Raw genomic sequence first — 12,038 nt, forward strand, 5'->3', positions numbered from 1 at the left:
AGGTGCTCTACCAAGCTGAGCCACTTCCCGTTAATGGCGCGCCCGAGAGGAGTCGAACCCCTAACCTCTTGATCCGTAGTCAAACGCTCTATCCAATTGAGCTACGGGCGCTTATTTGTAATATTTTTCATCGCCATCTCTTAGCGACTTAATCATCTTATCATAACACATTTTTAATTGCAAGCACTTTTTTATTTTTCTTTGGTGCGGCCGAGAGGACTTGAACCTCCACGGGGTTGCCCCCACTAGGCCCTCAACCTAGCGCGTCTGCCATTCCGCCACGACCGCGTATGCGGGTGAAGGGAGTCGAACCCCCACGCCAAAGGCGCCAGATCCTAAGTCTGGTGCGTCTGCCAATTCCGCCACACCCGCGGAAATAAAAAAGAGTGAGCCATGAAGGACTCGAACCTTCGACCCTCTGATTAAAAGTCAGATGCTCTACCAACTGAGCTAATGGCTCATAAATGGCTGGGCTAGCTGGATTCGAACCAGCGCATGACGGAGTCAAAGTCCGTTGCCTTACCGCTTGGCTATAGCCCATCATTTTTTTTGTAATGCAAAATATTATATCATAGAAACAAATAAAAAACAACTGCTGATAGCAGAAGTTGAAATGGCGGTCCCGACCGGGGTCGAACCGGCGATCTCCTGCGTGACAGGCAGGCATGTTAACCACTACACCACGGGACCATTTGAACTTAATCTACCTATTTCTATGCAAGATATGGTGGAGGATGACGGGATCGAACCGCCGACCCCCTGCTTGTAAGGCAGGTGCTCTCCCAGCTGAGCTAATCCTCCAAAAGTGGTGACCCGTACGGGATTCGAACCCGTGTTACCGCCGTGAAAGGGCGGTGTCTTAACCACTTGACCAACGGGCCAATAAATGGCAGAGAAGAAGGGATTCGAACCCTCGCGCCGCGTTAGCGACCTACTCCCTTAGCAGGGGAGCCCCTTGAGCCTCTTGGGTACTTCTCTGTATAACTCCGCAGGTAGGACTCGAACCTACGACCGATCGGTTAACAGCCGATAGCTCTACCACTGAGCTACTGCGGAATAAAGACAATTTGTATCTTATAAAATTTCACGTTGTAAGTCAAGATGTTTTTTTACATTTTGTTCAAACGTGACATGCTTATAATATACTGGATTGCTTTTTAACTGTCAAGGCGTTTTTCAATTTGTTTTACTTTCCCCTTGCACCTTCCGCACACATATTTTCTTATATTCATTTGACGCCTACGTACATATTGAAACGAACACTCCACACATTCATATACATACGTTCTCTCTCCTTTATTTGATACAGGCATTCTCTTACAAAATCGAGGTGCATCCACTTTTTCTAATAGTTGACGAAAGTCACGATCCCTATGCTGATATCCTTTTCCTTCAATATGCAAATGATAATGGCATAGTTCATGCTTAATGATTCCAATCAATTCTTCTCTCCCGTATAATTTGTAGTAATGATAATTCAGTTCTATATTATGACTTTTTAATACATATCGCCCGCCTGTTGTCCGTAATCGCATATTAAATGTCGCTCTATGTAAAAATGGCATTTCAAAATATCGTAATGATATTTCTTCTACAAGTCTTTGAATTTCTTTGTCATTCACCTGTATTCCTCCCAAATGAAAAATAAATTTACACTTTTCTTGCTTTTGATACATATATTAAATAGTACATATACCCATCCTCATACAAAAGGCAGAACTTCTATAAAGTGAAACTTTAATCAGTAGGTTTCTTCATCTCTACTGATTATAAACTTTCACCAACCGGGCTGTTTGTTACCGGCAGTAGGGCTTCCAACCTATCTTCCTTGCTTCTCTCTGCATCTTGAGGCGAGAGTCTTACTGTCCTAAAATGGCGGGATAAATGATAGAAGTCTCTTCCCTAAACTCTTATAGGGCGTTTCTAACACAACACATCTATATGCCTTTTCACACAAAGAAACTACTTATTTGAGTAGGATAAAACAAGGAGGGATACGCGTGCCCACATGGCTTCGAAAACAAATGCAGCGTGCATATTTTGAAAAAAACCGGTATCAAATTAAGCTTTTAAATGAATGCTGGTTTTATTATAGCAACACAAATCAAAATTCGACTGCACTTCCACGTTCCTAACGAATACTTATTTTTTTATCACGCAAACTACCATAAAGAAAAGAGAGCAATCTTTTCTGCTCTCTTTTCTTTCTTACTCGATAGGCAACATGGATAAAGCTACACGTCCCTTTTTCATATCCACATCATCTACCCATACCTTTACAATTTGTCCAACCGACACAATATCTAATGGATGCTTTACAAATTGCTTACTTAACTTAGAAATATGTACCAATCCATCTTGCTTCACACCAATATCTATAAAAGCACCGAAATCAACAACGTTTCGAACAGTCCCTTCTAATTCCATACCGCGCTTTAAATCTTCTAGTTTCAAAATACCTTTTTTAAGCAACGGTTTCGGTAATTCATCACGTAAGTCGCGTTCAGGGCTAATTAAAGCATCTATAATATCCATTAAAGTAGGTTCACCGATATTGGTTTCTGAAGATAATTTCGAAACGTCTACTCCTTCTAAACGTTTTTGTAGTTCTGGTGTTCCTACATCTTGAATTGTTAACCCTATTTTGTTTAATAGCAATTCAACATTCTTATACTGTTCAGGATGAATACTTGTTCGGTCTAATGGGTTTTCTCCTTCTAGTATCCGTAAGAAACCGATACATTGTTCATATGTTTTCGCACCTAGTCGCGGTATTTTCTTAAGTTCTGCACGATTTGTAAATTTTCCATTCTCTTCGCGTTTTACAACAATATTTTTCGCAACTGTTTTGGATAATCCTGATACATATTGCAATAGTGGCACCGAAGCTGTATTTACATTTACCCCAACTTGGTTAACAGCTGTTTCTACTACAAATGTTAATGATTCGTTCAATCTCTTTTGCGATACATCATGTTGATATTGCCCCACTCCAACTGATTTTGGATCTATCTTTACCAATTCAGCAAGCGGATCTTGTAAACGACGACCAATTGAAACCGCACTTCTCTCCTCAACTTGTAAATCCGGAAATTCTTCACGTGCTAAATCAGAAGCTGAATATACACTAGCTCCCGCCTCATTGACAATCATGTAAAATACATCTTGTTTAACATCTTGCAAGGCATCCACAATAAATTCTTCTGTTTCCCTTGAAGCTGTTCCATTTCCAATTGCAATCATTTGTACTTTATACTGATTTATAATAGAAAGAACTTTCTGTTTTGCATCATCGTACTTTTTCACAGGCGGATGCGGATAAATGACATCAATATGCAGTACCTTTCCTGTATCATCGACTACTGCTAATTTACAGCCTGTTCTATATGCAGGATCTACCGCCAATACGACTTTCCCTTTCATAGGCGGCTGCAATAATAAGTTACGCAAATTCTCAGCAAAAATATGAATCGCTTGCTCTTCTGCTACTTCTGTTAATTCCTTACGAATTTCCCTTTCAATCGACGGCTGAATTAAACGTTTATATCCATCTTCAAGCGCTAATTGTACATACATGGCACTTTTCGAAGATTCATCACAAATCACTTTCTTATGTAAAAAACGAAGCACTTCTTCTACAGGCGGCACAATAGAAACTTTTAATATCTCTTCTTTTTCACCACGATTCATAGCTAGCACACGATGTGGTACAATTTTTTGGATTGCTTCTTCATAACCGTAATACATCTCATATATGTTCTTTTCATCTTTTTCTTCATCTTTCACAGAAGAAGAAATCATTCCCTTTTTAAACGTAACATTTCGAATCCAAGTGCGATAGGAAGCGTCATCTGAAATCATTTCCGCAATAATATCCTGCGCTCCTTGCAATGCGTCCTCTGCCGAGTCCACTTTTTTCTCAGTATTTATAAAGGACTTTGCTTTAAATAGCGGTTCCTCTTTTGAAAATAGCAATAACCATTCTGCTAACGGCTCTAGCCCTTTTTCCTTTGCGATCGTTGCTTTTGTTCTTCTCTTTTCTTTATAAGGACGGTATAAATCCTCTACTTCCTGTAATTTTGTTGCAGCAATAATCTGTTGGTGCAACTCTTCTGTCAATTTACCCTTTTCCTCGATTAGACGAATCACTTCTTCTTTTCGCTCTTCGAGTTGCATGACATACTGCCATCTATCTAAGATTGCACGAATCTGCACTTCATCTAAAGAACCTGTCCATTCTTTTCGGTAACGAGCAATAAATGGAACTGTGTTACCCTCTTCTGTTAATTGAATCACATGACGAATTTGTTTTTCAGTAAAGCCTAATTCTTTTACTAACATTTTCATTAACACTTGACGATTATCTACCATTTCCATATATAATCGAAACCTCCTCTAATAAAAAAAGTTGCCCCTACAAAGAGCAACTTAAACTGCCGATTTAAAAATCTATTAGTCCTAAACTAATTTGTAAAGCCTCATCTACACGAATCATCATCACTTCATCTAAATGTGTGATTTTGTCCGTTAAGCGTTGCTTATCAATTGTTCGAATCTGCTCGAGCAAGATCACAGAATCCCTCTCAAATCCGTACTTCTTCGCATCAATCTCCACATGCGTGGGCAATTTTGCTTTCTGAATCTGTGCAGTAATCGCTGCTACAATCACAGTCGGACTAAAACGATTTCCGATGTCATTTTGAATGACAAGAACCGGACGAACGCCTCCTTGCTCAGAACCAACAACTGGGGAAAGGTCTGCAAAATACACGTCGCCGCGTTTTACAATCAAAATATTACCCCCCGCTTACTAAGCGTTCTACTGTATGAGCTGCTTCATACTCTGCTAAGAAAGCTTCAGATGCAATACCAAGATTAATTTTTCCCATTTCAATGTACCCACGTCGCATTGATTCATGTTGGTAGCGTTTTTTCGTCTTATGTTGACGCAATAACAGTTGTGTTGCCTGGCAAATTAGTTCATGGCGATTCTTATTCTCTTGTTTTCCAATCCCGTCCAATTCCGTCACCACTTGCTTTGGCAACCGAACCACGATTTCAGTAGTTACACTTGATTCGGACACAAAAATACACCTCCACCGTCAACTACACACTCAAATATATATGACACCTATTGTAATAATACCATTGTATGGAGCCTGTTGCAAAGACTTCCTTATTCCTTGCTTATGTTTTCCAATTCACAAACAAAACATTCATTCTCTTTTATTTTTCCTTTTCTAATTTCAACATCATATAATACCTTTATGCCTACGAGCTAATCTTAAATACTTCTTTTATATATCATTCAAATAGTTGATTACTTCTACTACTTTCCCATTTCGAATGAATATACGCGGTACACGAAAACTAGTCGTTGTTATAATCTCGTAATTAATCGTACTTGTGTACTCCGCAACTTCTGCTGCGTGAATATATTCACTCCCTTGTTTGCCAATAAGTGTGACTTTTGTACCAAGAGAAACTTTATAAGGAAGACGCAACATCAATTGGTCCATTGTAACTCTACCTACAATCGGAACTCGTTTTCCATTTACAAGCACTTTAAATCCTTGTAATCTTCTAAGCCAGCCATCCGCATAACCAATCGGTATGGTAGCAATCCACTCCTCCGTCCTCGTCTGATACGTAACACCATAGCTAACCCCATCTCCTTTCATAACTTGCTTAATATGTGCAACAGTTGAATGAAGAGAAAGGGCCGCTTCTAATTGTATTGGTAAAAAAGGGCTTATTTCTATAGATGGTGTTACCCCATACATTGCAATTCCGATCCGAACAGCATTAAATGTAATTCCATGGAATCTCAAAGTAGCTGCACTATTCGCTGCATGAACAAGCCTCGGACTGACTCCAAGTTTTTCCAACCAACTCAGTTGCTCTAAAAATGTATTGTATTGTTTATCAAAGTACGATGTCTCTACTTCGTCCGCTGTTGCAAAATGTGTATAAACTCCTTCAAACTCTAGAAATGGAGCATTTTCTAAACTTCTTAAAAATCCTTCTAATTCCCCGCGCTCACGAATCCCAATTCTCCCCATACCACTATCAAAGTTAAGATGAAATTTCATTGAAACTGGACTATTCCAAAGTTTTATCGCTTCTTCCACCCATTCTTTTTGAAACACAGTTAATGTAACATCATGTTCCGCAGCTACATTTACATCGCGTGGCGCTGAGGGACCTAATACTAAAATAGGTGCTGTAATACCTGCACGCCGAAGGATCAAAGCTTCATCTAAAAACGCAACTGCTAATCTTGTCGCTCCGGCCTCTAATGCTGTTTTGGCTACTGGTACATAGCCATGTCCATATGCATTCCCTTTTACTACAGCAAAAATCTCTACATCATCTCGGATTAATTCTTTAATGCGCGTAACATTGTTATAAATTGCATCCAAGTCTACTTCAACCCACGTATCACGGTAAAACGATAATTCTTCCATAAAAAAACACTTCCTTATATAAGATATACGAAGCTTATTCTTTTATATGCAACTTTTCACGAAATCCATTCCTTGAAGTAAGAAAAAACGTGGTGTATATATCACCACGTCTAAAAAAGGTCATTTCACCTGCTTTTCTGTAACAGAACGAGCAACCATTAACAACTCTTCTTGTTTTAAACCTTTAGACACAAGCATATATTCCACTCCGTTATGAGACCATGTTAAGGAGTCCTTTGTTAATGCGCCAATTGTAAAGCCTAGGTCAACTAACTCTCCACTTACACGAATTGGCGACGAAGCCTCCGCAGCTTTTGCCTTTTCTTGTATTAAAGTAAAAGATTTCTTCTCTCCAGTGTATGTGAGAATCGCACGCTTGCCACTGTCTGTCTTTAACTCTTTCTCTTCTTTTAAAACAACACCTTGCGGGGTATCGCGCGGATATAAAATAGCAAATGACTTATCTTCTTTCACAGTTGTTTGTACATCCATTTGTGCTCTTGACATATTTTGTTTCATATCAAAAGCACCTTTATCAAATTTTGCATCAAATTTCACCTTTGAGAAGTCGACTTTCACAAGAACATTTTGATCGTTATCCATTAGTTTTACTGAAACAGGTGCTAAATCACTCTTATTCAATTTTATTTCCTGCTGTGGTAACATGTTTTGATGATGATAATTCGTTTTTGTCTTAAATACATAGTATTTATCGGTCTTTTTAAACGAGAGATTCTTCTTATCCTTTAAGATGTCCCTTACAAGCGACTCATATAAATAAGCTTGACTGCTATTTTGTGGCCAATCGCTTTGGAAGCGAAAACTTTTATTAAGAGATGGTGTTAACACAAACACACCTTCATTATTTCTTAAAATAATTTGACTTTGATCTTTCTTCGCATTTTTCAAATTCACACGGTAATAAGCAGGCTCTTTGTGCCAAACTTCTACTTTGTACTCTTGCGGCTCATTTCCCGTCTTAATAGACAATGTTGCTTCAGCCTGGTAGCTCTTCATCCCTTTCACTTTCGCTTCTAAATCCCGCACAACATCTTCCTGTTTCTTCTCCATACAACCCGCTAGCACAAAAACGGTCAATAAACCGACAATCACTAAAAATAGCTGCCTTTTCATCATTTCAGCCCCTTTGCCCCATAAATAAATGGAAGATATTTCTTCCCTATCGCTACCTCAAATATATGAGACAAAGCTTCAAAATATGCAGACTAGCATGACGGGCTTTCTAAAACAACTTGAGCAACTGCGAATTCTCTACTATGACTAATGGATAGATGGACAATATATTCCGTATTTGTAAAAAGTACTGGTTTCCCTTTTTGATCATTTTTTATTTCAATATCTAAAAAACTCACTTCTTTTCCAATACCCGTTCCAACAGCTTTAGAATACGCCTCTTTTGCTGCAAATCTTCCAGCTACAAATTCTACAAGACGCTTCCCCTTTAACTTAGCAGCAACGTCGCGTTCTGTTTCAGTCAAAATCCTTTCTATAAAGTTCAGTTTTCCATTTATCATCTTTTCAATTCGATTTAACTCAATAATGTCTATCCCAATACCTAGAATCATTCTAACAATCCCCTTCTTCTATTTCTCTCTCTTCATTCATATTGTAAGAATAACAGAGAATCTTTCCGATGCAAAAGGTGGGATTATAAAATGCCAAGGATATTGCCATATATACGAATCAGCTCACAACCCGTCACCTTCTCTTTACTCTTCTTACAAGTGTTTATGATGCTATTGGGACATTTTTTCTTCTCTACTTTAGCCGCCTACAATGAATACATATCTAATGGAGAATGGTGGCGATTTATAACTTCCCTTTTTCTTCACGTCGACTTTCAGCATTTTCTTTCAAATATGATTTGTTTACTTATTCTCGGCCTTTCAATTGAAAAATACTTAGGTAGCATCGCTTTTTCTATTATTTTTTTTACCGCTGGTATTAGCGGTAATATTCTCTCTTACCTCATTATGTCCATTACATATATCCATACTGGGGCATCCGGTAGCATATTTGGTCTACTCGGCGCACAACTTTTCATTTTTTACAGCCACTATCGCGATGCAAACGGAAAGGAACTCATGTTATTTTTTTCAATTCTATTTATCCTTCTCCTCTTTACTTTCTTTCATTCTTCTTCTAATCCTATCAGCCATTTAACCGGTCTCTTAATCGGTGGTATTTTGGCACCTTTTTTACAAAACACGCGTTAATGTAGAACTTATAGAATGGAAGGGCTCTCACTATGCTGCATCTTCTCTTTTTAGTATCATATATGCACAAAAAAAGGATGATTCAAAAATCATCCTTTTTTTATTAAGCTTGTGGCTTACGGCTATGATGCTTTCTTTCACCACGTCCATTTGAAGAGCCAGAGCGACCTTCACCTTTACGACCACGGCTGCGATTACGATCGCGATTACGGCCATCACGGTCACGACTACGGTTGCGGTTACCATCACGATATCCGCCGCTTCGTTTCTTAGAACCACGTGAAATTACAGGCGGTTCTGATGTTAAAGAGATTGGCGTTGTATCCGGCTCTTTTGTCATCATTTTTAAAGCAGCTGCTACAACCGCTACAGAATCATTTTCTTCTAACATTTCTTCTGCAATACGCTTGTAGTATGATAAATTGTCATTTTCAATTGCACTTTGTAGTTTTTCCGCAATTAGACGTTGTTGCCCTTCTAATGCTTCATCCAGCGTTGGTGCTTTCATGCGATCCATTTTACGCTTTGTTGTACGCTCGATATTTTTCAATTGTCCCATTTCACGCGGTGTTACAAATAACATCGCAAGACCCGTTTTACCAGCACGTCCCGTACGGCCAATACGGTGAACGTATGATTCTGGATCTTGTGGAATGTCAAAGTTGTATACGTGCGTTACACCTGAAATATCAAGACCACGTGCTGCTACATCCGTTGCAACAAGAACTTCAATAGAACCTTCTTTGAATTTACGAAGTACGGACATGCGTTTCGCTTGTGTTAAATCACCATGAATCCCTTCCGCTGCATAACCGCGTAAGTTTAGTGCTTCTGATAATTCATCAACACGGCGCTTTGTACGACCGAATACGATTGCAAGTTCTGGAGATTGAATATCTAATAAACGTGTTAATACGTCAAATTTTTTCTTTTCTTGTACTTCTAAATAGAACTGCTGGATATTTGGCATTGTTACTTCTTTTGCTTTTACTTTAATGTGCTGAGGCTCAGTCATGAAACGCTCCGCAATGCGACGAATCGGCTCTGGCATTGTCGCTGAGAATAATAGCGTTTGATGCGTTTCTGGCACATCTGTTAAAATCGCTTCAATATCTTCAATAAAGCCCATGTTTAGCATTTCATCCGCTTCATCAAGAACAACCGTTTCTACATTTTGCAAACGAAGTGTTTTACGATTGATATGATCTAAAATACGTCCTGGCGTACCAACAATAATGTGTGGACGTTTTTTTAGTGCACGAATTTGACGGTTAATATCTTGGCCACCATAGATTGGTAAAATACGAACGCGCTTATGTTGACCAATTTTATAAAGTTCTTCACCTACTTGAATTGCTAATTCACGTGTTGGCGCGATCACAATTCCTTGAACCATTTCTTTATTTGTGTCCACTTTTTCTAATAGTGGTAATCCGAATGCAGCTGTTTTTCCTGTACCTGTTTGCGCTTGCCCAATAATGTCTTTACCTTGCAATGCATGTGGAATTGTTTCAGCTTGAATTGGTGTAGCCTCTTCAAAGCCCATTTTTTCAACAGATTGCAGTAAAGAATCGCTTAATCCTAATTCTCGAAATGTTGTCAATGTTACTTCTCCTTTTCTTATCCTAGTACTTATCATTTAAAAAAAGGCTTTTTCCGTGTTTGCGGAAAAGCCCTTTTCCTGAATGCTCACGTATATAAACGGGCGTATATTCGTCACGAAAATACTTCTAAACGTTATTACACTTTATCAATTATAAGTTTTGTATGTGTAAAAAGCAAACCCCAACTGTTACCTTATTTCATAATATAGGGCTTTTTTCTTCACTTTCTCTTTTCAACTTTCACTGTAAGCGCTTATTATAAGTTTCTGCTATTTTCGTGATGAACATTCCTATTTATATACCCCAATTATTTCAACATTGTAATGATTTCTTCCATTTTCATCCCGCGAGATGCTTTCACCAACACGACATCTTCCATATCTACAATATCTTTTAGATTTTTCACTAATTCTTCCTTATTGTCATACGCCTTCACACGTTCATTTGGGAAATTAATTTTTGCTCCTTCAGCAATTTGAGCTCCTAATCTACCATATGTGAATACATAAGAAATTCGTGCAGGATCAATGAGCTTACCTACCTCATAATGAAATTGTACTTCTTGATCTCCAAGTTCTAACATATCACCCAGAACAACAATCTTTTTAGCAAACCCATCTAAACCATTCATCAAATGAAAAGCAGCTTCCATTGCAGTTGGACTTGCATTGTACGCATCATTAATAATTGTTAATCCGCTATTTGTTTTTACAACTTCCATACGCATTCCTGTCATTTGGAGCGTCACTAGACCTTGTTTCATTTCTTCCCATGTCACCCCAAAGTATTTCGCAATTGCCATCGATGCAAGTGCATTATATACATTATGCTTCCCAAGAACAGGCAAATAGAACAATACATTTTCATCTCGGTTCATTGTAAAATGCGTCCCAGTTGCTTGTAATGTCACAGAAGTTGGATAATAATCATTCGCTCTAGCATCTCCAAATGTAATCGTCTCTACCGCTAAATCCATCTTCGGTACGCGATTTGTTAATAAAGGCTCATCCCCGTTATATACAAATACTCCACCTTCTTGTAATCCGGTAACAATCTCAAGCTTCGCTTCTGCAATTGCATCTCGAGAACCTAAATCCATCAAATGAGCTTCGCCAATGTTTGTAATAATCGCTGCATTCGGACGAGCTAACTTAGATAAAAATTCAATTTCTCCTCTACTAGACATTCCCATTTCTAAAACAGCAATTTCTGTATCCTCTTCCAAATTTAAAATCGTAAGAGGTAGGCCGATATGATTGTTAAAATTACCTTCTGTTTTTTGGACTTTAAATTTAGTTGCAAGAAGACTCGTCACAATATCTTTTGTAGATGTCTTACCATTACTTCCTGTTACCCCAACAACTTTTACATTCAATTGATCACGATAGTTTTTAGCTAACATTTGCAATGCTTCCAATGTATCTTCCACAAAGATAACTGGCATATTCGCAGGTGGGTTTTGTACATCTCTTTTCCAAAGTGTAGCTACAGCACCGCTCTCTATTGCTTTCTCTACAAATGAATGACCATCAAAACGTTCACCTTGAATTGGCACATATACATTCCCTTTTTCCATTTTCCGTGTATCAATTGAAACACCTTGCGCAGTCATATCAAAATATTTCTCTGCTAAGCCTGTTCCATTTACCATTTTCTCGATTTGCTTTAACGTTCTTTTTATCATATGAAACACTCCTTATATAGGGGAAGCACTATTCTTGTGAATAGTG

Annotated in this window: 11 protein-coding genes and 10 tRNA genes; 2 read left to right on the plus strand and 19 right to left on the minus strand. The window is 38.4% G+C overall.

Annotation, left to right across the window (positions count from 1 at the left end):
* Positions 1-34: 34 nt before the first annotated feature.
* From MR059_RS11745 to MR059_RS11795, 11 genes are all read right to left on the minus strand, one after another.
* Positions 35-111: transfer RNA gene (locus tag MR059_RS11745), tRNA-Arg, on the minus strand.
* 91 nt (positions 112-202) lie between these two features.
* Positions 203-288 (minus strand) — tRNA-Leu (locus MR059_RS11750).
* A 3-nt stretch (positions 289-291) separates the two neighbouring features.
* Positions 292-372 (minus strand) — tRNA-Leu (locus MR059_RS11755).
* A 15-nt stretch (positions 373-387) separates the two neighbouring features.
* A tRNA-Lys gene (locus tag MR059_RS11760) sits at positions 388-460 on the minus strand.
* Positions 461-465: 5 nt separating this feature from the next.
* Positions 466-540: transfer RNA gene (locus MR059_RS11765), tRNA-Gln, on the minus strand.
* A gap of 74 nt (positions 541-614) precedes the next feature.
* Positions 615-690: transfer RNA gene (locus tag MR059_RS11770), tRNA-Asp, on the minus strand.
* A 35-nt stretch (positions 691-725) separates the two neighbouring features.
* Positions 726-801, minus strand: a tRNA-Val gene (locus MR059_RS11775).
* Between the two features lie 5 nt (positions 802-806).
* Positions 807-881: transfer RNA gene (locus MR059_RS11780), tRNA-Glu, on the minus strand.
* Between the two features lie 6 nt (positions 882-887).
* Positions 888-978: transfer RNA gene (locus tag MR059_RS11785), tRNA-Ser, on the minus strand.
* Positions 979-984: 6 nt separating this feature from the next.
* Positions 985-1,056: transfer RNA gene (locus MR059_RS11790), tRNA-Asn, on the minus strand.
* A 101-nt stretch (positions 1,057-1,157) separates the two neighbouring features.
* Positions 1,158-1,622 (minus strand): SprT family protein, encoded by a 465-nt coding sequence (locus MR059_RS11795; RefSeq protein WP_011983367.1) that lies wholly within the window; start codon positions 1,620-1,622, stop codon positions 1,158-1,160.
* Between the two features lie 378 nt (positions 1,623-2,000).
* On the opposite strand from MR059_RS11795, the gene cmpA reads away from it, so the two are divergent.
* The gene (gene cmpA / locus MR059_RS11800) at positions 2,001-2,135 is read left to right on the plus strand and encodes a cortex morphogenetic protein CmpA (protein ID WP_087097560.1); all 135 of its coding nucleotides are present in this window, start codon (positions 2,001-2,003) and stop codon (positions 2,133-2,135) included.
* 73 nt (positions 2,136-2,208) lie between these two features.
* Here the strand turns inward: cmpA and MR059_RS11805 are convergent, their stop codons facing one another.
* The 6 genes from MR059_RS11805 to acpS all read right to left on the minus strand — a co-directional run bounded on the left by MR059_RS11805 (position 2,209) and on the right by acpS (position 8,053).
* A complete protein-coding gene (locus tag MR059_RS11805) occupies positions 2,209-4,377 on the minus strand; it encodes a Tex family protein (RefSeq protein ID WP_011983366.1) in 2,169 nt (722 codons plus the stop codon).
* Between the two features lie 64 nt (positions 4,378-4,441).
* The gene (ndoA, locus tag MR059_RS11810) at positions 4,442-4,792 is read right to left on the minus strand and encodes a type II toxin-antitoxin system endoribonuclease NdoA (RefSeq protein WP_000635963.1); all 351 of its coding nucleotides are present in this window, start codon (positions 4,790-4,792) and stop codon (positions 4,442-4,444) included.
* Between the two features lie 4 nt (positions 4,793-4,796).
* Positions 4,797-5,084, minus strand: a complete 288-nt coding sequence (locus MR059_RS11815) for an antitoxin EndoAI (protein ID WP_000004571.1) — start codon at positions 5,082-5,084, stop codon at positions 4,797-4,799.
* 213 nt (positions 5,085-5,297) lie between these two features.
* Positions 5,298-6,467 (minus strand): alanine racemase, encoded by a 1,170-nt coding sequence (alr, locus tag MR059_RS11820; RefSeq protein WP_011983365.1) that lies wholly within the window; start codon positions 6,465-6,467, stop codon positions 5,298-5,300.
* Between the two features lie 120 nt (positions 6,468-6,587).
* Complete coding sequence (locus MR059_RS11825; protein WP_041810183.1) at positions 6,588-7,538, minus strand: LolA family protein; 951 nt, start codon at positions 7,536-7,538, stop codon at positions 6,588-6,590.
* A 155-nt stretch (positions 7,539-7,693) separates the two neighbouring features.
* Positions 7,694-8,053, minus strand: a complete 360-nt coding sequence (acpS, locus tag MR059_RS11830) for a holo-ACP synthase (protein WP_011983363.1) — start codon at positions 8,051-8,053, stop codon at positions 7,694-7,696.
* A gap of 90 nt (positions 8,054-8,143) precedes the next feature.
* Between acpS and MR059_RS11835 the strand changes: the two genes are divergently transcribed.
* Positions 8,144-8,704: a rhomboid family intramembrane serine protease gene (locus MR059_RS11835; protein WP_011983362.1), complete on the plus strand. Its 561-nt coding sequence runs from the start codon at positions 8,144-8,146 to the stop codon at positions 8,702-8,704.
* 103 nt (positions 8,705-8,807) lie between these two features.
* Here the strand turns inward: MR059_RS11835 and MR059_RS11840 are convergent, their stop codons facing one another.
* Both MR059_RS11840 and MR059_RS11845 read right to left on the minus strand, forming a co-directional pair.
* Positions 8,808-10,307, minus strand: a complete 1,500-nt coding sequence (locus MR059_RS11840) for a degradosome RNA helicase CshA (RefSeq protein WP_041809375.1) — start codon at positions 10,305-10,307, stop codon at positions 8,808-8,810.
* A gap of 308 nt (positions 10,308-10,615) precedes the next feature.
* Positions 10,616-11,992 carry a UDP-N-acetylmuramoyl-tripeptide--D-alanyl-D-alanine ligase gene (locus MR059_RS11845; RefSeq protein ID WP_011983360.1) on the minus strand — a complete coding sequence of 459 codons (1,377 nt, stop codon included), beginning with the start codon at positions 11,990-11,992 and terminating at the stop codon, positions 10,616-10,618.
* Positions 11,993-12,038: the final 46 nt, after the last annotated feature.

The organism is Bacillus cereus group sp. BfR-BA-01522 (assembly GCF_022662635.1).
Taxonomy (GTDB): Bacteria; Bacillota; Bacilli; order Bacillales; family Bacillaceae_G; genus Bacillus_A; species Bacillus_A cytotoxicus.